At 41.6% G+C, this 19263-nt stretch carries 16 protein-coding genes; 11 read left to right on the top strand and 5 right to left on the bottom strand.

Going from position 1 to position 19263, the window contains the following annotated elements:
- Positions 1-3: 3 nt before the first annotated feature.
- Together WJU16_RS03305 and WJU16_RS03310 are read right to left on the bottom strand one after the other, a co-directional pair.
- Positions 4-327: a hypothetical protein gene (locus WJU16_RS03305; RefSeq protein WP_341836901.1), complete on the bottom strand. Its 324-nt coding sequence runs from the start codon at positions 325-327 to the stop codon at positions 4-6.
- A 47-nt stretch (positions 328-374) separates the two neighbouring features.
- Positions 375-689 (bottom strand): hypothetical protein, encoded by a 315-nt coding sequence (locus WJU16_RS03310; RefSeq protein WP_341836902.1) that lies wholly within the window; start codon positions 687-689, stop codon positions 375-377.
- A gap of 90 nt (positions 690-779) precedes the next feature.
- Here WJU16_RS03310 and WJU16_RS03315 point away from each other — a divergent pair, with 90 nt between their 5' ends.
- From WJU16_RS03315 to WJU16_RS03340, 6 genes are all read left to right on the top strand, one after another.
- Positions 780-1490 carry a DUF1345 domain-containing protein gene (locus WJU16_RS03315; protein ID WP_341836903.1) on the top strand — a complete coding sequence of 237 codons (711 nt, stop codon included), beginning with the start codon at positions 780-782 and terminating at the stop codon, positions 1488-1490.
- 535 nt (positions 1491-2025) lie between these two features.
- Positions 2026-2463, top strand: coding sequence for a DUF1896 domain-containing protein (locus WJU16_RS03320; protein WP_341836904.1), 438 nt, complete (start codon positions 2026-2028; stop codon positions 2461-2463).
- Positions 2450-7936 carry an N-6 DNA methylase gene (locus WJU16_RS03325; protein ID WP_341836905.1) on the top strand — a complete coding sequence of 1829 codons (5487 nt, stop codon included), beginning with the start codon at positions 2450-2452 and terminating at the stop codon, positions 7934-7936. Before WJU16_RS03320 ends, WJU16_RS03325 begins: the two co-directional genes overlap by 14 nt.
- Before the next feature lie 211 nt (positions 7937-8147).
- Entirely contained in the window at positions 8148-9092 is a 945-nt protein-coding gene (locus WJU16_RS03330; RefSeq protein ID WP_341836906.1) for a helix-turn-helix domain-containing protein, read from the top strand.
- Between the two features lie 113 nt (positions 9093-9205).
- Entirely contained in the window at positions 9206-9754 is a 549-nt protein-coding gene (locus tag WJU16_RS03335) for a MauE/DoxX family redox-associated membrane protein (RefSeq protein ID WP_341836907.1), read from the top strand.
- Positions 9755-9758: 4 nt separating this feature from the next.
- The gene (locus WJU16_RS03340) at positions 9759-10052 is read left to right on the top strand and encodes a hypothetical protein (RefSeq protein WP_341836908.1); all 294 of its coding nucleotides are present in this window, start codon (positions 9759-9761) and stop codon (positions 10050-10052) included.
- A 70-nt stretch (positions 10053-10122) separates the two neighbouring features.
- On the opposite strand, the gene WJU16_RS03345 is transcribed toward WJU16_RS03340, so the two are convergent.
- Genes WJU16_RS03345 through WJU16_RS03355 form a run of 3 tightly spaced genes read right to left on the bottom strand, consistent with a single transcriptional unit; the run spans position 10123 to position 16155 of the window.
- A complete protein-coding gene (locus WJU16_RS03345) occupies positions 10123-11493 on the bottom strand; it encodes a RagB/SusD family nutrient uptake outer membrane protein (RefSeq protein ID WP_341836909.1) in 1371 nt (456 codons plus the stop codon).
- 12 nt (positions 11494-11505) lie between these two features.
- A complete protein-coding gene (locus tag WJU16_RS03350) occupies positions 11506-14709 on the bottom strand; it encodes a SusC/RagA family TonB-linked outer membrane protein (RefSeq protein ID WP_341836910.1) in 3204 nt (1067 codons plus the stop codon).
- Between the two features lie 36 nt (positions 14710-14745).
- On the bottom strand, positions 14746-16155 hold the full coding sequence (locus WJU16_RS03355; RefSeq protein WP_341836911.1) for a TlpA disulfide reductase family protein: 1410 nt from the start codon (positions 16153-16155) through the stop codon (positions 14746-14748).
- Between the two features lie 323 nt (positions 16156-16478).
- Here WJU16_RS03355 and WJU16_RS03360 point away from each other — a divergent pair, with 323 nt between their 5' ends.
- The 5 genes from WJU16_RS03360 to WJU16_RS03380 are packed head-to-tail and all read left to right on the top strand — an operon-like array spanning position 16479 to position 19206.
- A complete protein-coding gene (locus WJU16_RS03360; RefSeq protein WP_341836912.1) occupies positions 16479-16871 on the top strand; it encodes a helix-turn-helix transcriptional regulator in 393 nt (130 codons plus the stop codon).
- 8 nt (positions 16872-16879) lie between these two features.
- On the top strand, positions 16880-17266 hold the full coding sequence (locus tag WJU16_RS03365; RefSeq protein WP_341836913.1) for a helix-turn-helix transcriptional regulator: 387 nt from the start codon (positions 16880-16882) through the stop codon (positions 17264-17266).
- A gap of 16 nt (positions 17267-17282) precedes the next feature.
- Complete coding sequence (locus tag WJU16_RS03370; protein WP_341836914.1) at positions 17283-17675, top strand: helix-turn-helix transcriptional regulator; 393 nt, start codon at positions 17283-17285, stop codon at positions 17673-17675.
- Positions 17648-18727, top strand: coding sequence for a PDDEXK nuclease domain-containing protein (locus WJU16_RS03375; RefSeq protein WP_341836915.1), 1080 nt, complete (start codon positions 17648-17650; stop codon positions 18725-18727). The genes WJU16_RS03370 and WJU16_RS03375 overlap by 28 nt, the downstream gene beginning before the upstream one ends.
- A 29-nt stretch (positions 18728-18756) precedes the next feature.
- A complete protein-coding gene (locus WJU16_RS03380; RefSeq protein ID WP_341836916.1) occupies positions 18757-19206 on the top strand; it encodes a hypothetical protein in 450 nt (149 codons plus the stop codon).
- The last annotated feature ends 57 nt before the right edge of the window (positions 19207-19263 follow it).

Consider the following 19263-nt stretch of genomic DNA (forward strand, 5'->3'; position numbering starts at 1 on the left):
AACTCAGTTTAAGCGAAAGCCGCGTTCGGCACATAAAAGTCCCATAACACCATGCTCAGACGGACGAATATAGGTTGGAGCGCTAATGATCGGAATAAACCACCAACATTTAGAATTTATCTGAGTTATTTTTTTATATTTTTGGCAAAAAGGTATTGTGAAATTTTGCTGTTGGTTTATTAGTATAATCGTTATTGCTTTGAGCTTTGCTCCTTGCTCAGATAGCATTATACTGGATTCTGAAATCAGCAGTTCCTTCAATGCTCCCCTAACCCAAAGTGAAAGCCATAGGAAGGGCGACGCTTGCTCGCCTTTTTGTGTGTGCATGTGTTGTAGTGCGCCAACATCGCTACAAAATGCAGCTTTAATATATCCTACCGATATCGCTGAGCTTTCACCATTGAAATATTCGTTGTTTCATCCTGGCAAAGCGGTATCTGCTTCTTCTGATATTTGGCAACCGCCACAACTTTGTTAATCTTATTTCCTGTTTCCTGCACATTTCCTGTTGATGTAGTAGCGATGGCGGGTGATGCCGCAAACAATACCCCTGCAATGGTTAAAAGTCTACTGGCACCGCTGATTCCGCCTGAGTAGCCGGGCGAAGACATTCGAGCCAATGTACCTCTTGGTTGACTATCAAATTGTGCTGGAGTAAGTCCGGCAGATACTTTGTTATATATGACCATTCTTTATGTTTTCACATCACCGTCTTACTGCATATTGCCGCAATAGAAAGCAACTTATAAATAGTATAACCAACAAATAACAAAGATTATATGCGTACCAAAAAACTCCTACGAACATTGGTCGATCGCATCAACCACCTCGATGCGCATTACAAATTATATTTTTCAGTTGGATCTGCAATTATCGTGTTTCTTGTACTGTTAAGCAGTAAAATGGAGGCATCATTATCCTTGATGATTGCGTGGTTGGGATTCGTAGGTGTAAGCCTCGCGCTCTCCTGGATTACTATTTTAACCTCTCATCCTTCAGATGTAAAACACGAAGCCCATGCGCAAGATTCGAGTCGTACTCTCGTATTTTGCTTTGTCATAGCAGCGGCTTTTGCGAGCTTATTGGCTATCGTTATACTTTTGAAAGGGAGTTTGGGCAGATCAGATCAGGGAATTTATGTAGCGGTCATTATTCCTTTATCATGTGTAGCAGGATCTTGGTGGCTTTTACATACCGTATTTACTCTAAGGTATGCCCATTTTTTTTACTGTGACGTGGATCATAGTAAAGATGATGGTAAACACGTTAAACCGGAAGGAATGAACTTTCCCGAAGATAAGGAACCGGATTACCTGGATTTCACATATTTCTCTTTTGTCATTGGGATGACTTTCCAGGTATCAGATGTAGATATCACTTCAAAGAGGATACGCCGGTTAGCCTGGATGCATGGCGTGCTTTCTTTTGCATTCAATACATTTATTGTAGCCTTTACGATTAATATTATCGCTGGACTTTTCCAAAAATAAAAGGAAGCAGTGTCTCCGCCAACCGTTCGGCTCACTGCATTGAAAACTCACCTGTCACATAATAAATTAAATGCGAAGCTACCCAATCAGTATTTCTACATATTGCACATTTTCCGTTGTACCTCTATAGCGTGTGTTGACGCACATACCAAAAACAACGATCCTTCTTTCTAAAAGGCCGGAAGAGCAACTCTATATGTGAGGCACTGATGTGCTGTTTGTACCGTTTCGGAAATTTAAAAGCCTCTTCTATTCGCTTTGATTGTAAGATCAGGGCGAAAAACATTTCTGTTTTTCCCTGAACTGAATTGCTTTTTTACGGTAACCTGGCTTGACACTGATCTATCTACACTTCATATCTCCATTGTCACTAATTGGAATTGCTCTGTCCCGTTAAAATGCAAATTATTTCCGGGGAGGACATTACTTGAAAGGCCAAATACAGCCACTAACAGCCAAGCCCTACAGCGTTAGCTACACGGGTTTATCTCCTTAATATTTTAGTGCATCATCAAAAATTAAAAACAAAATCTGTATGAATACACAGCAAAAAGATCTCTCCTATTTTACACTTAGGCTTCAGGAGTTACTGTACACCAGCTTTCCTGAAAAGGCACACGACCAAAAATTCATTAAGCAACGCTCCAGTTGGGCGGCCAATGCCTACGAGGGTGCCTTCCGGTCTGGAAATGCGATTGAGCAATGCGACCATATTGCAGACTATATACTTTTTGAAGGACTGCACTTCTCCCCATTTGACACCATATTCCAGGTGGTTTGTAATGAGTTCGATACGATTATGGCGGATGAAGAACTCCGCTCTTTTGCCTTAAAGATGTTACCTCTATGCCGTTCGCTGTTCGCGAACTACGAACTGACGGATGATTTTGCTTATAGCGAAGCATACGACCTGCTCTACACTGAAATAACCGGAACCATAGCAATCTGGATCGAGGAAAATGGCCTTCAGTAAGCGTCAACATCTCCAATGGAATATTGATGCCCTGCAAATAGCTTTTAAACTGGAAAAGGAGAAACGCAACGCTACCCAGGGGGAACGGCTGCTAATGAAGCAATATAGCGGATTTGGCGGTCTCAAATTCGTGTTGAATCCCATAGAAAACCCTACAGATATAAAGCAATGGGCGGAATACGACCGGGGACTGTTTGAAATGACACGGGAGCTGCACCAGGTGCTCAAAGAAAATGCAGGTGATGAAAAACAATACAAGCGGTATGTGGACAGTATGCGAGGCTCTGTATTGTCCGCCTTTTATACCCCACCGGAAATCATCCATACTCTTTCAGAGGTACTGACAGAAAGCGGTATAGAAATCCGCAATTTTCTCGAACCGTCTGCGGGCGCTGGTGCATTTGTCGATCCTTTTGCTGACAAAGGTATTGGCCATGTTACCGCTTATGAGAAAGATCTGCTTACAGGTAAGGTGCTGGAGCAACTATATCCGGACAGGGAAATCCGAATCAAGGGGTTTGAAGAGCTGCCAGAAGCCGAGCTGAACAGTTACGACGTAGTTGCCAGCAATATTCCCTTTGGCACCAGTTCGGTTTTTGACCTTTCGTATTCGAGGGGAAAAGATCCGGCGAGGGTTCAGGCCGCCCGCAGTATTCACAACTACTTTTTCCTAAAGGGAACCGATGCGCTGCGTAATGGTGGCATCCTGGCTTTCATTACCTCGCAGGGTGTATTGGATAGCCCTGCCAACCAGCCTATCCGGGAAGCGCTGATGAGGGAGCATAACCTCATTTCGGTAGTAAGGCTGCCCAACAACCTCTTTACCGATCATGCGGGAACTGAAGTAGGCAGTGATCTCATCGTTCTTCAGAAAAACACAGACAAACAGGTGCTTTCTGAAATGGAAAAGGATTTTTGCCGTTCGTTGGAAACAAAGAACAATACCCACACCAATGCGCTGGTATTGTACACTGACCGGGTTGTTTTTAATGAGATCATCGAATCAACAGACCTCTATGGTAAACCTTATACCATGTTCGTGCATAACGGAGGCGTTAGTGGTATTGCAAAGGATGCAAAGGAAATTCTGAGCGAAGATTTCAGGGATCACCTGGACCTGAATCTCTATAAAGGAATTTTGCCCGAAACGCCTGTTGTGCAGCCAGGAATGGCATCCGCACCTCAACCGCCAGCTAACGGCATTGTTACGGAGAGAACGCAAGCTCCTGATACACCTGTTCATTCATCTCCGACAGGCAACCGTGCTTCAGATCAGCTACAGGAAAATACGATAATTAAGGCCGATGATGCAGCGCCACAGGAGCAGGTACAATTAAGCCTGTTCGATCTTTTTGGCAGTGCGCCGCAGGCCAGCGTTGTAGCTGCTCCTGTAACAACAACAAAAAAGAAAATCACGGTTAAAAGGACTGCACAAAGAAGGCAACCGGGGCTGTTTGATAACATTCCTGTGCGGTCGGCAAAGCCGTCCAATAATACAGTCGGAACCTCACCAAAGACGAACGGCATTCCCGCCGGACCGGGAGATCTTTTTTCCGCTATCAATGTAAACAATGACGGCGAGCTTGAAAAAACAAAACCAGTTGAGCAGGTTACCGAATCAAAAGTGATTCCTGATCCGGCCCCGTATAACGACAAAGTGCAGGCATTCCATAAGGATGACTGCCTTGCAACGGAAAATGGCTATGTAGGATATCTAAGGAATATCAATGCGGCTAAAGGTTCCGCAGTTTTCCATCCTTTAGCATTGGCCCCGCTTCAAAAAGCAAGAACAGAAGCCTACATACAGCTAAGGGATGCTTATCAGCTCCTTTATAACAATGAAGCGACGCTTCGGGCTGAACATAAGGCAGAAAGGGAAACACTGAATACTCTCTATGATGCTTTTGTGAAAAAGTATGGCAACCTGAACAGCGCCGATAATATCAAGGTGATTAAAACCGATAGCGCAGGAAAAGAAATGCCGTACCTGGAGCGTGTGGTGGGTGGTGTGGTACATAAAGCAGATATATTCCATAGGCCCGTCAGTTTCTCCACCGCAACACTTGCTACCGACAATCCCGATGAAGCATTAACTGCATCGCTTAACAAATACGGGGCTGTTCATATCAACTATATGGCAGGGATCAGCGGGATGTCCAAAGAAGACCTGAAGAATGCCCTGCATGGTAGGATCTTTTACAACCCACTGGAGAAGGAATACGAAATCGCTGAAAAATGGGTATCGGGCAATGTGGTTGAGAAAGCGGGAAAAGTGAGGGAATACCTTTCCAGCCAACCGGGTGATAAAGAAGTTGCCGAAAGCCTTAAAGCACTTGAAGAGGCCAGGCCCCGCCGTATTGAATTTGAAGAGCTGGATTTTAACCTCGGTGAACGCTGGATACCTACTGGTATCTATAACCGATTTGCATCCCACCTTTTCGATACTGAGGTACGCATTCACTATACCGAAAATACGGATGATTTTTCTATCCATTGTGATAGCAGGAATATTCACATCACAGAAAAATATGCTATCAAATCAGAAAGCCGCACCTATGATGGCATTGCTTTGTTTAAACACGCGCTGGTCAACACCACGCCAGATATTACCAGAAAAGAGACAATAGGCGACAGGGAAGTAAAGGTGCGGGACATGGAAGCCATTCAAATGGCGAATACCAAGATCGACGAGATGCGCAAAGCATTTACGGATTGGCTCCATGCGCAGAACGATGAGTTCAAACAACGCCTTACCGACAGGTACAATGATACCTTTAACTGTTTCGTCCGACCGCAATATAACGGCAGCCACCAGGATTTTCCGGGGCTGGATCGTAGGGCGCTCGGCATCGAAGACCTTTATCCCAGCCAGAAGGATGCTGTATGGATGATCAAGCTCAACGGCGGAGCCATCTGCGACCACGAAGTAGGTGCCGGTAAAACGCTTATCATGTGTACGGCTGCACAGGAAATGAAGCGGCTGGGCTTGACCCATAAGCCGATGATCATCGGCTTAAAAGCCAATGTGCACGAGATCGCTGAAACCTACCGAAAAGCTTACCCCCATGCCAAAATATTATATCCCGGCAAGGAAGATTTTACACCGCAAAAGCGCCTGCGCATCTTCGGTGATATCAAAAACAATGATTGGGACTGTATCATATTAACCCATGATCAATTTGGCATGATACCACAATCACCCGAATTGCAAAAGGAGATACTGCAAGCGGAACTGGATAGCGTAGAGGAAAACCTCGATTCACTGAAGGGGCAGGGCAAGGAGGTTTCGCGGGCAATGCTGAAGGGTGTTGTGCTGCGTAAACAAAACCTGGAGGTGAAGCTCAAAACATTGGAACACGACATCGAAAACCGCAAGGATGATGTAGTGGACTTTAAAATGATGGGCATTGACCATGTATTTGTGGACGAAAGCCACCGTTTTAAAAACCTCATGTTTAATACCAGGCATGAGCGTGTGGCCGGGTTGGGCAATATGGCCGGCAGCCAAAAGGCGATGAACCTGCTGTTTGCCATCCGTACCATACAAGAGCGCACAGGTAAGGATCTCGGTGCTACCTTTCTTTCGGGAACCACCATCAGCAATTCGCTTACAGAGCTGTACCTGCTGTTTAAATACCTGCGCCCGCAGGCAATGGAAAAACAGGGCATTTCCTGTTTTGATGCCTGGGCAGCCATTTACGCCCGCAAAACGACAGATTACGAGTTTTCGGTCGCCAATAATATCGTATCAAAAGAACGTTTCCGCTTTTTTATCAAAGTACCGGAGCTGGCGCAGTTCTACTCGGAAATAACGGACTACCGCACGGCAAAGGATATTGGTATCGACCGGCCCGAAAAGAACGAGGTATTATACCATATACCGCCAACACCGGATCAGGAGGTCTTTATCAAAAAACTGATGGAGTTTGCCAAAACCGGCAATGCAGAACTGTTGGGCAGACCTCCGTTAAGCGAAAGCGAGGAAAAAGCAAAAATGCTGATCGCAACGGACTATGCCCGAAAGATGTCGCTGGATATGCGGATGATCAGCCGAAAGTATGGTGACCATCCTGATAACAAGGCATCGCATTGTGCGGCTAATATTGCTAAATATTATAACCGGTTCCATGCACAAAAAGGAACACAGTTTGTTTTCTCCGACCTCGGCACCTATAAGCCCGGTGAGTGGAATGTCTATTCCGAAATTAAGCGCAAGCTGGTGCAGGACCACGGCATCCCTGCACACGAAATACGATTTATACAGGAAGCGAAAAATGAAAAGCAGCGCAAGGAACTTATACAGGCCGTCAATGAAGGAAAGGTCAGGGTACTGTTCGGTTCCACCGAAATGCTCGGTACGGGGATTAATGCGCAAAAGCGTGCCGTAGCTGTTCACCACCTGGATATTCCCTGGAGGCCAAGCGATCTTGCGCAACGGGATGGCAGGGCGATCCGTAAGGGTAATGAAATTGCGAAGTTCTTTGCCGACAACAAAGTAGATATCTTCATTTATGCGGTAGAAAAATCGCTGGACAGCTATAAATTCAATACCCTGTACAATAAGCAGGTATTCATCGACCAGCTAAAAACCAACAGCCTGGGCACACGTACCATTGACGAAGGCGCAATGGATGAAAAAACGGGAATGAATTTCTCGGAATATGTTGCTATACTTTCAGGCAATACAGACCTGCTGGAAAAAGCCAAGTTGGAAAAGCAGATCGCCGGTCTGGAAAGTGAGCGGCAAGCATTCAATCGCTCCAGGTTTTCTTCCAAATACAAGCTGGAAGATATTACGGCCACATTGGAAAGTACACAAGCACGATTGGATCGGATGACACTTGATTGGGAAAACCTGCAAAAACGGATAGAGAAAAACAAAGATGGTGAGATACTCAACCCGGTACAGTTAACAGGTTTACCGCCCAATGCAGATATTAAGCAGATAGGTGCAAAACTCAACCAGCTTTCTGAAAAAGCCCGTACAGGCGGGCAGTATGAGGAAATCGGCTCGTTGTATGGCTTTACATTACTGGTGAAAACAGAGGTTTCAGAAAATGACAGCACAACCCTCGAAAGGGATAATCGTTTCTTTATTCAAGGTGAAGGGGGTATCAAATACACCTATAATAATGGCCGGATGGCGACCGATGCAAAAACTGCATCGTTAAACTTCCTCAATGCGCTTGAAAAAATACCAGGCATTGTAGAGCAGGAACAAAAGAAAATTGCCGGATTGCAGAAAGACCTGCCCGTGCTTCAGGAAGTAGTCAACGGTGCTTGGAAAAAAGAAAATGCACTGGCTGAATTGAAAACAGAATTAGCCGCAGTGGATAGAAAAATACAGTTATCTATAAAGCCGGAGTCTGAAGGTAAAACCACAGAACAGGTTGAAGAGCATACACAGGTTTCAGACACTTCAGAAACGACAGCTTATGTCAAAGGCGCTCATGTACCTCGTAGTGTATTGTAATGATAACCAATGGCTTTTTTGCCGAATACCAATTCAAATCCTAAAAAAACGTGCTCAATCTTTCCCAACTTGGGTTTTTTATTCCTAACAATGTTTAAAATTTGTAATGCCTGTTTCACTCCATGCGATATGAGAACACGTTGATAACAAATGGAATGTAGCAGTGACCGGTGTAGAGTATTATACAAGACATAGAGAAACCAGGTAGCCTATGAAAATACCTTATTTTTTAAAATTTGAAGATGAGCACTTAATATCATTGCATCAGTATTCCCAACTTCCCGACTGGTGTAAATACCCGTTGCATTTTGCCCTGGAACGACGTTACTTTAAACAACCGCAAATAGAGCTGCTGAGCCAGCAGTTAAACCAGGAACCGTTTTTTATAGACCTGGTTCAGATCAACGCAAAAGAACCTGCTTATATCCCTTTCGATATTAATGACAGGCAATTGTACCTGTACTTTATGCTCAAGGGCAGCTTGCTGTACACCACGGGTGATTACCGGCCTATTATACGCACTCAGCCCAATACTTTTTTGATGTCCTATTATGACATTGGGCACTATTTTGCTTATGCCCAGCAAGGAATACATATAGCATTTGTAGTAAGCATCCTTCCGGAATGGATCGAAGGCATGTACCAGGAATACGACAATCTGAAAGACATCCTGCATCGTTTTAAAAATGAAAACAAGACTTATGATACCATGTATCAATGCCGGATGGATCGGAAGATCCACCGATGGTTATATAAGATTTACAGCTACTCGCAGGCTAATATTGGTGCCATAGACGGTAACCTGCGCAAGTACATTAGTTACCTGCTGGAGCATTACGATCAGGTGATCCGGGAGCAGAACGGCGACCTGGCTTATAAGGTCAAAGCGTATATAGAAGAACATTATTGCGATGCGGAACTGAGCGTAAAATTTCTTACAGATTATTTCTTCCTCACCGAGCGTACACTCCTGAACGTTTTTAAGCGTCAATACAACATGAGCGTACAGGAGTTTTATACCGAGCTACGCATGGGTCATGCCCTGCTTCTGATGCAGCAAAAAGGCATTGGCATAAAAGATGTTTATATGGAAGTGGGATATACGGATGAACGCACCTTTCGCTCTGCCCTGGAACGATACCTCAAACGCCGGTAACACAATTTCCCGCAAATTGTCAAAATCGGAAAATTTCTTACACAAGTTTGCTCAATTTTTACTGATTTTGACTTTCCAACGCTAAGTGCATTGATGAACTTTGTCTTAACAAGATGGTGAAAACCATGCTAACGACAAAGGAAATGGATAAAGCCCTCAAATATCAGAAAAGAAGAACGATTGCATTTAAGATCACAATGCTCGCTTTGTTGGCCCTATGGATACCCGTAGCTATTGATAAGCTGACGGACTTTGAAACCTTTAAAAGCGGCATTTACAATCAACCCTTTTCAGACAGCTTGGGCAATGTGCTGATCTATACATTACCTGTATTGGAATGTGCTACTATTATTTTCCTGATTTACGAAGGCTGGCGCAAAGTCGGCCTGATCCTCTCCACAATGCTGATGACGGCCTTTACCGGATATGTGGGCATTGCGCTTTTAGGAGCCTGGGAAAAACTACCCTGCGGCTGCGGATCGGTGATCAGCGGTATGAGCTGGCCGAAGCATTTCCTTTTCAATCTTCTCTTTTTGTTCCTGAGCTTATCGGGACTTTACCTGTGGCGCAAATTACGAAGCGGTGACGCGGGAAGCGAAGCTGCCGAGGGCGGGTCGGCCAAAAGACATATTAAACAATATTCTTTAACTTCTAAATTGTAAGAAGATGAAAAAATTAAAATTAAACCTTTTTATGGTAGCTGCTTTAGCGATTGCGGCGGTAACCATGTCGTTTAAGATGGCAAGTACAGCAAGCACCTTTCATTACACTGACACTGCAAATCCCGGCGTATTTTCTGACCCCGCCAACTGGCAACCAGGAAATTCATCAATTGCTTGTGGAACAGGAACGACCAAGCCCTGTGAAATAACTGCTGAAGATGAGGCGGACTTGGAAAGCAAGCTGGATGGGAAAACTAACCCACAAGTGTTGAGCATTGTTGATAGCAGGCGGCAGTAAGTGAAATTAATTTTTCAAAAGCAATTTGAGAGCATAAAGGGGTTTGTTACCCCTTTATGCTTTCTATAATTTACCTCGGATTTTGCGGTATTCCACTAATTTCTATTACGGTTTCGGGAATAGCAATAGCGTAACGTAAGTCATTAGGAGGTAATGTAAAAGTTTGTCCGTTAACCGTTCTTGTAAGGGTTATATTATATCCATCTCTGTTCAAACGTTTGATGTCTGACCATCGAAGCCCTCGAAACACCAATTCCTTTCTTCTTTCGTTTAAAATGGTGTTCAATGCAGCATCTTTATTAGTAAATGAGTAAGAAACAAACTGATTAACGTCCCATCGTTTTATCAATAATTTATTCAAAGCATTTTCAGCTTCTGCAAGATTATTTAAACGGGCATTGCATTCAGCAATAATCAATAGCAACTCACTGGTTGTAATACCTGCTATAAGCCCTGAATGCCCCATGTGAGTGCCTTTAAATCTGTAATAACCATCATTCCCTTGACGGAAGTATATAGTCTTTCTTAAATCCCCATTGTCATAAAGATTATAAAGTGCTGGCGTTATTTTCGCTATATCAAGATTAATAAGGTCAGATGGATACATCCGTGTTTGAAATACTATTTCTGAACTCAATTGATTTATTGCTGGAATGGGATAGTCTGCATTGGGGTCTAATCCATTAAAGTCAATTAGTTGACTACTAAATTCGACCGCCTTTTTAGCATTTTCCAGCGCATCGGTATAGTTTCCCAATATCAAACGAGTTCTTGCTAACAACCCGTATGCTGCTGCTTTAGTCGGTAATGTTGCGGCAAGGCTTGTGGTTGGTAATAATGGAATGGCATCTGTTAGATCTTTCAATATGTGGTCATAGGTTACTTGTACAGATGACCTCACAGACTGAATATTCATATCAGGGTTTAATCGCAACACCATTCCCAAGTCTGTATTGGCTGTTTGTGGATTATAGACTGGCGCCCATATTTGAATACCATCTAAGTAACTTGCTGCTCTGAAAACCAAAGCCTGACCTTTGACATAATCTGCCTCTTGCCCGATAAGTTTATTTTCTTCAATTCCTTTCAGTACAGAGTTGCAAATATAAATACTACTATAACATCTTTCCCAATCATCTCCTGTCGAAGCCTGCGGAGTTGAAACATAATCAGGTTTCCATGTATATAACCGTTTATCACTTTCATAATATAATCCCTCATAATCTTCGTCTTTTAAAAAATAGTCATCACTGCTTGCTTCTCCCATAGCAGAAGAACCACTGTTAAGTATTTCCCAATTATTTAATAAAGATTGGAAGTCATGCAAAGTGGTAGGAATAGCTAAATTTTTGTTCGATTTTTCTTCAAGAAACTTTTCGCATCCTGAAAATAGAATTAAGAGTAATAACAGAACTGTAAGTATTTGCGTGTTCTTTTTCATTGTAATATCCCTTTATAATTTTGCTCTTAAACCAAGTGAATAATTTGCAGGTGTTATTAGGCTGTTGCTGCCTATATTAAAATCCGGGTCGATACCTGCTTTATTAGCTTTCCATAATATACCAAGGTTAGTTGCATTAAAATATACCTGTAAACCTTTGATACCCCTTGTTCCGTTAGTAGGCATTTTAAAGTCATAAGCAAGGTTGATATATTGAAGCCTGATATGGTCGCCTTTTTCTACCAAAACACCGGAGCCGTTATAAAAGGCATCCCGATTGGTATTTGTGACATATAGATTTACAGGTACGTTGGTATTTACTTCATCGCCCGGTTTTTGCCAGCGAAGTGCATAATCTGAATGACCTACCCAATTATTAAACAGGTTTGTATAATTAACCGAACTGCGCCTAAACCAATATCCAAATTTGAATGAAACACCTACCTGTAAGCTGATATTTTTGTAAGATATAGCGTTGATTAATGAGCCAAATTTAGTTGGAATGGCAGAGCCGAAATATTGTAAATCTTCAACACTCGTTCCTGTTCCGGTTATACTATTATAGTTTTTACTTATTTCACCATCGAGGTATCCCTGTGCTTCACCCGTATTAGGGTCTAAACCTGCCCATTTATAAGCATAAATTGCATATACAGGTTTTCCCTCTATACCCGATATTGGTACGGTGGAGGTAGAAATGTATTCTCTTGCCAATGTGCGGTCTATGAGGTATTCGATTATTTTGTCCTGATACAAGCTGAAATTGAGTATTGTACTCCACTTAAATGAACGGTCTATGTTTACGCTTTTTAACTGAATATCCCAACCATTGCCTTTCATGCTTGCAACATTTCTCAATATATAGGTAGGCACTCCTGTGGTATAATCCAATGGAGCCATACCAAATAGGTTGTCCCCCTTTTTATGATAATATTCTACTGACCCTGACAAGCTATTATTCTTTAAACGGAAGTCTACGGCAAGGTTCAGCATTTTACTTGTTTCCCATCTTAAAAGTGGATTGTAGTAATTATTAAAACTTGCGTATGGAGTGCCTGTAAAAACGGAAGTATATGGAAGAAACCTAATTGTGTTAACGGCAACCATAGCGGGGTCAACATTACCGCTAAAACCATAAGTTGCCCGTAGATTAAGATAAGGGAGAAAATCAACTTTATAAAACTTTTCATTAGACAACTTCCAAGCAAATCCCGCCGACCAAAATGGGTTCCATTGGTCATTAGTTTTCAATCCAAAAAGGTTACTGGCATCCCTGCGGGCACTTGCCGATAATACATACCTTTCATCAAAAGTATAGGCTGCATTAGCGAAGTAGGATATAAACCTTGTGCTTGTTTCACCGAGGTATTGACCTCTATCTATAAAGCCTGCTCCACCATTAACGATGTTTGGATACGTTTTCGTAAAGTCCACGTTGCCCGTAGTTAAATTGTTTGGGTCGTAGCCATAAAAACGAGCCTGATTTGATTGCGCATGAGCGGAACGTGCTTCACCTCCAATTAATGCTGTAATATTGTGTTTACCATAAGTATTGTCAAAGTTCAATTGACCCCGTATGTTATTTGCATTTAGAACACTATTACCTTTATCCAAAATACTGCCATTAGGCACGATGTAGATCACATTCCCATTCACGATTTGGGTAAAGCGATTGATATAATCCCGTGCCATATAACTGTTTTCATCAGCAAGGCTGGTGTTTAGTGCAGATTGCCTTTCATATTGATAATTTACTGTGGCATTCAACCCCTTTATGATTTGATAATCGAGCGTAGCGGTTGCTAATATATCGGATACATTTCCGTTTGATGTTTGGTGCTGCCAATCGGTAAGGGGGTAGTAATTCCAGTCGAGCAGTTTTCCATTACCAAGATTATTGATATAGCTTTGATTGTAGTATTTTACAACAGGGAGTGCATTTCCGATAGCATCTGCCATCTGCATATAAGGGGTGGAACCGCCTTTCATAGTTACATTATTGTATCCTAAACGACCGGATTTATTTTGACTTTGGGTGTAATATAGTCCGGTAGTAAGAGAAAGTTGCTCAATGGGTCGATAAGTGTTTTGGAAACGAAGATTAAAGCGTTCATATATAGCTACCAAATTATTTTTATTGTGGTCGTAGCCTACCGATGATGTCCAGGAAAATTTGTCTGCCCCGCCCTGCGCACTTAAAAAATATTGTTGGTTGACCGTGCGTTTATACATATACTGATTAAAATCGTCTCTTGCATCCACCGTTCTTAATGCGTCAATCTGTTGCTGTGCCTGTTCCTGTGTTAAAGCCCCTGTACGAACTTTGTTTAAAAGGTCAACCACCGGGCTAATTACCGGACGGCTCGATGAATTGATTTGGCTGTTGTAAAAATTCCGGTTAAACAATTCCTGCTCCATATCAATATAATCACCGGATGTCATCTGACGGATATACCCCAAATCGGGCTTTGCACCAATGGTAAGGTTTGAATTAAAGGATAAGGTAATTGGCTGATTAAAACGCCCACTCTTGGTGGTGATAACAATTACACCATTTGCTGCTCTTGCGCCCCAAATACTGGAAGCCGAAGCATCTTTAAGTATGGTGATGTTCTCAACGATGTTAGGATTGATATTGTTTATATCGCCGTCATAAGGAAAGTTATCGACAATGATAAGCGGGTCTTTTAGTCCGCTTATGGTACTTAATCCCCGTATCATCATTTGAGGTCTACTTTGTCTTCCGTTATCCATTACCATGCTATTGGCAATAGCTGGCAACCTCGAAAGAATATCCGTACCAACCTGCTGGTTAAACAGTTCATTGCTTACAGTAGAAAATGAACCTGTTGCCCGTTCTTTGGGTATTTTCTGATACCCTGTTGATACTACTGTCACTTCGTCCAACAAGCGGGATGAAGCGGATAAAAAAATGTCTAAAGTGTCCCTATACGGAAGATTAACCGTTAAGGTAGCTGGTTCATAGCTTACATAGTTAATCACCAAAACAGCAGTATTTGTATTTGCAGCAGTTTGAATGGTAAAATGTCCTTTACCGTTGGTGATTACCGCTCTATTGGCTCCTTGCAGGGATACGCTGGCTCCCTCGATAGGCAAACTATCATTACGGGAAATAACCCTGCCTGTGATAGTTTGTTGTGCGTACAAGCAACAGGAAACAATAAGCAATGTGATAAGAAGTATAAAAGATTTCATTCATCAATCGAGTTGTATTGTAAAAAATAGAAGCGGCTACTTGTCTTTCAAAACGAACATATTGAGGCTTCTTTTTGCGGGTATAAGGTCAAGATCATATCTGCTGAGTTCTTTTTTAAAGCTGGTTAAATCTTTAATTCCCGACATTTCCATATCCACGTTATTCGTATAACCTGTTTCATCAATTATAGGTAGGTTTGTAATCGTATCGCCGTTAACCATATTTAGCATGTGCCCTAAAGGGCGATTGATAAGAATAGCATGTGTTGGTGTAAAATTGGTTTTAGGCTTTCCACCTTTGCTTTTGAGTTTGTCTTTCGTGGAGGTTCGTACAAGCACAAAACAATCCACTATATGTTTTTCAATGGAGCCAATGTAATCCGAATAGCGGGTAAGGTTTGCCAGCATGTAATAGTACAGGCTATCTGCTTTTTCTTCGGGTACAATCAATTCGTAGTTGTATAAATTGTACTTCTCATATTCCCCGTCCTTTTTTTCTATTACATACAATAAAGCAGGTTCTTTAACGTGTATTATCATCCGCTTTGAATTGAATTGTTCACCGTTTTTGTGAAACAATTCATCGATTATAGGGTTATATATATTCATCATCGAGGCATTGGTCATTTGTCTGCCATAAATTTTACCGTCTTTGCTTTGCTTAAATTTATTTCCTGATGGTAATCCTGCATAATACCCTTTGGCAAAAATGGAATAGGATTTTAATTGTAAGTCGTTACTGAAATGTTCGGAAAGAAACAGAGGTCTATCACGGTCAATATCCACTTTGGCAATCATCTGTGTTTTTTGATTATCCAAAATGGCTTGTATGTTAGATTGGTTTATGTCTTCTGCCTGTGTGGTATTCAGTACATTGCCATTAGAATTTATCCATACAATATGCGGTACAGATTTATGAGGGAAATACTGTAAAAGAACGCTATCATTAATTACCGAATTAACATAGGTGTGTTCTTTACCTGCACCTTTTTTAAAAAACCTGGTTATTTTATCTGTATCCTCTTGTGTTACTGCCAGCACTTTTATTTTGTCGCCAAATTCATTTTGTAAGGCATGTAGTTTTGGAAAGTTTTTAATACAGGGTGAGCAATAGGTGGCCCAAAAATCCAGTATGATCAGCTTATCCTTGTACTCGCTAAGGGTAATGGTCTTCTTGCCCTGGGGATGGTTTACCACCTGCAAGGGCAGGTTCCAAAGTTCATCGGGGATCTTGTCTCCGATGGCAAGCGGGGTGGGTTTTAAGGCGTTGGCAGCCTTAGCAGAAGCCACTTGTGCGTGGCTCTGCTGTTGGATGGCTGCATACATGAGAAAAACCAGTAACAAAAGATACTTGCCGGCTGTGCTCCCAATCCTACCACACGTTCCCAGTGCTAAACGGCGGAAGGTTTTAAAAATAGAATTGTTATTACGTTTGGATACGCTCATGATAGGTTTATAGAAAAAGGGGTGAAATAAAACTGTGATTACTCCGTATGAGTGTGCGGCGTGGTGCTAAACTGGCTTTTCGATAATAGCCCGCAAACTGAACTTCCTGGAGAAGAATAAAACAACGGCCCTGCCTTGTCCGGCTATGGAAAAGCAGCAATATTGTTCATACTTGGTAGTCATTCTTCCCATTTTTGGCTGTTCTTCTACAAAGATTATTAATCGGCATTCCTTATGGAAGAAGAGAGGTGCCAAATAAGAAGTTTAACTTACTATATAAGTAGTTCGATATAATTTTGTATATTTGGGAAAAGTCAAAAGAAATGAAAATCGGACAGAATATTAAAGAGTTACGGCTTAAAAGTGATTTTACCACAAAATTTATGGCGGAAGAAGTGGGCATAACAGAAGAGGAGTATATCAACATTGAAAATGATGGCGATGTAACGCTTAATCTTTTGGAAGTTATTGCAAACAGATTATCAACAACCATAGTGGACATTATTGAATTGAAAGATGCTACTGGTGGTGTTAGAAACTTCTTCAACAATAATAATGGCAATCAGGGAACGATTATCAATATTCAAGGGGTGAATCAGGAGGAAATAAGAAAAGCGTATAAAGAAGCCTATGAAGACCTGTATTCAGAAAAATTAAAACGAGTTCCCCAGTTAGAAGCGTTATTGCATCAACATAACATCAAATTTGATTTTTAGCAGTTACTATGAAGATCGGGGACAACATAAGAGAAATCCGTGAATTTGAGAAAAATCTCAAACGGGATTATGTTGCCGAACAATTGAATATAACCACCAGGGCTTATGCGAATATAGAAAATAATATAGCTGATATTACATTGAGCCGACTTAGCGAAATCGCTAAGATTTTTGGATGTAGTCCACTTTATATTTTGAAGTATTGCAGATTAAAACAAGACTTCTATAACACTATTCATAATAATAATGGCAATCAGGGTTTAATTACTATTGATCAAAGCCAGATAAAAGGAAGGGATTTGTTATATCAACTTCAGAGAGAATTGATTGAAAGTCAAAGAAAGCGTATAGATTTGTTAGAAGCACTTTTAAAGGCAAATAACATAGATTTTTAAACTAAATATTCTAATCATGAAAGTAGGTGATAATTTAAGGGAAATAAGAGAAAAGCAGACTAAATTTCGGCAAGAAGATGTGGCTAAAGCGCTTGGTATTTCAACAAAGGCTTATGGCAATATTGAGAATAATCAGGCTGATATAACGCTAAAAAGGTTGAACGAGCTTGCCGAAATATTTGGTGTTACCCCAGAGTACATAATTTCCTATCAAAACAAACCAACTTACACAAACGTGTTCAATAATTATGATGGCAATCAGGGTGTGATTAATATGTATCAGGGATGCGGCTCTGACCAAATCAAGAATATTGAAGAAGATATAAAAAAAACAGGCAAGAGGCCAGTCGCTTACAGGCAAAGACAAGGAATAACTAACCAATGGATAAGAGGTTTGAGGATATTGTAAGGCTAATCAAACAGTCAAGGGCAAATGCTATCCGGGCTGTTAATATAGAATTAATTAATCTCTACTGGAATGTGGGCGCGTACATTAAACAAAAACTGTCTGCCGCCGAATGGGGTGATAAGACTGTTGAAGAACTGGCAGTTTTCATTCAAAAAAACAACCCGGAACTGAAGGGCTTTAACAGATCAGGGCTTTACAGAATGGTGCAGTTCTTTGAAACCTATGTCTCTTCACAATTTGTCGCCTCACTGCGGCGACAAACACAACGCATTGATAATGAGAAAAATAGAATTGTCGCCCCAGCGGGGACACAATTTGAGCCGCAGGATATCAGAAATACTGTTTTGGTACAGTTGAGCTGGACACATCACCGCACTATTTTTTCCCGATGCAAAACGGATGAAGAAAGGCAGTTTTACATTCAGGTAAGCGTTAAAGAAAATTATAGCGTAAGAGAACTGGACCGACAGATTTCCGCAAGCCTTTTTGAACGCACCATGCTTGGAAACAACAAGCTCTCGCAAATGATAAAGGAAGCCCATGCAGATATAACCAATACATTGAAGGATAGCTACGTTTTTGAGTTTTTGAACCTGCCTGAACCACATAATGAGGGCGATTTACAAAGGGGGCTGGTAAAGCAAATGAAAAACTTTATCCTCGAACTGGGCAGAGATTTTCTTTTTATTGGAGAAGAATATAAAGTGCAGGTAGGTAACAGCGATTTTTATATCGACCTCCTGTTTTATCATAGAGGTTTGCAATGCCTGGTGGCGTTTGAACTGAAAGCAGATAAGTTTAAGCCCGAACATTTAGGACAACTCAATTTTTACCTGGAGGCGTTGGATCGGGATGTAAAGAAACCAAACGAAAATCCAAGTATCGGTATTTTGCTTTGCAAGGACAAAGACAGTGAAGTGGTGGAGTATGCACTAAGCCGCAGCCTTTCACCAACAATGGTATCCGAATACAAAACACAATTGCCGGACAAAAAAATATTACAGCAAAAATTACATGAGCTGTTTGAAAATAGTGAAGATGATAAAAATTAAACAACCATCAAGGGAGATAAAGTAGTAAAATGGAAAAATTATTTGAACGTAACAACTTCGGGCTTCAGCCCTTTGTAGATGAAGATGGTCAGGACACATATTTTGCCTATACAGATAAGCTGCTTGCCCTGAATGTTCTAATCGAATTTTACACGGCGGTTACCGATGATACGGAAGAAAATTACGAAGAGGAAACAGTGGTTTCTGCGATCACTTATACCGAAAACAGATCTTATTCATTTGCACTCTTCCATAGCACGAATGTAATAGGGCCGTTGATCTTGTATAGAATTGTAGCGGATGCCATTCATTTTCTTGAACAATCCAGCAAGGCCACTTTGTTGGAAGACCTGGAGGAAATTTCAACAGGTGGTACTACCTCTGATGTGATGGATAACGAAGCGGATCGGAAAAGAGTTTACGACAGTGATGTTTGGAAGTTTACCTCGGTACTGGATCTGATAAAAGAAAAGCGGTAGCTAAAAGATTGCGGATCGTAAATCAGGGTGAGGGATAATTTTCCATAATTGGAAATT

This window comes from Chitinophaga pollutisoli, from assembly GCF_038396755.1.
GTDB lineage: Bacteria > Bacteroidota > Bacteroidia > Chitinophagales > Chitinophagaceae > Chitinophaga > Chitinophaga pollutisoli.

Excerpts from the sequence above, each read along its gene's own strand:
- WJU16_RS03305 (WP_341836901.1), bottom strand. The coding sequence starts at position 327 with ATGCACACACAAAAAGGCGAGCAAGCGTCGCCCTTCCTATGGCTTTCA.
- WJU16_RS03310 (WP_341836902.1), bottom strand. The coding sequence starts at position 689 with ATGGTCATATATAACAAAGTATCTGCCGGACTTACTCCAGCACAATTT.
- WJU16_RS03315 (WP_341836903.1), top strand. The coding sequence starts at position 780 with ATGCGTACCAAAAAACTCCTACGAACATTGGTCGATCGCATCAACCAC.
- WJU16_RS03320 (WP_341836904.1), top strand. The coding sequence starts at position 2,026 with ATGAATACACAGCAAAAAGATCTCTCCTATTTTACACTTAGGCTTCAG.
- WJU16_RS03325 (WP_341836905.1), top strand. The coding sequence starts at position 2,450 with ATGGCCTTCAGTAAGCGTCAACATCTCCAATGGAATATTGATGCCCTG.
- WJU16_RS03330 (WP_341836906.1), top strand. The coding sequence starts at position 8,148 with ATGAAAATACCTTATTTTTTAAAATTTGAAGATGAGCACTTAATATCA.
- WJU16_RS03335 (WP_341836907.1), top strand. The coding sequence starts at position 9,206 with ATGGTGAAAACCATGCTAACGACAAAGGAAATGGATAAAGCCCTCAAA.
- WJU16_RS03340 (WP_341836908.1), top strand. The coding sequence starts at position 9,759 with ATGAAAAAATTAAAATTAAACCTTTTTATGGTAGCTGCTTTAGCGATT.
- WJU16_RS03345 (WP_341836909.1), bottom strand. The coding sequence starts at position 11,493 with ATGAAAAAGAACACGCAAATACTTACAGTTCTGTTATTACTCTTAATT.
- WJU16_RS03350 (WP_341836910.1), bottom strand. The coding sequence starts at position 14,709 with ATGAAATCTTTTATACTTCTTATCACATTGCTTATTGTTTCCTGTTGC.
- WJU16_RS03355 (WP_341836911.1), bottom strand. The coding sequence starts at position 16,155 with ATGAGCGTATCCAAACGTAATAACAATTCTATTTTTAAAACCTTCCGC.
- WJU16_RS03360 (WP_341836912.1), top strand. The coding sequence starts at position 16,479 with ATGAAAATCGGACAGAATATTAAAGAGTTACGGCTTAAAAGTGATTTT.
- WJU16_RS03365 (WP_341836913.1), top strand. The coding sequence starts at position 16,880 with ATGAAGATCGGGGACAACATAAGAGAAATCCGTGAATTTGAGAAAAAT.
- WJU16_RS03370 (WP_341836914.1), top strand. The coding sequence starts at position 17,283 with ATGAAAGTAGGTGATAATTTAAGGGAAATAAGAGAAAAGCAGACTAAA.
- WJU16_RS03375 (WP_341836915.1), top strand. The coding sequence starts at position 17,648 with ATGGATAAGAGGTTTGAGGATATTGTAAGGCTAATCAAACAGTCAAGG.
- WJU16_RS03380 (WP_341836916.1), top strand. The coding sequence starts at position 18,757 with ATGGAAAAATTATTTGAACGTAACAACTTCGGGCTTCAGCCCTTTGTA.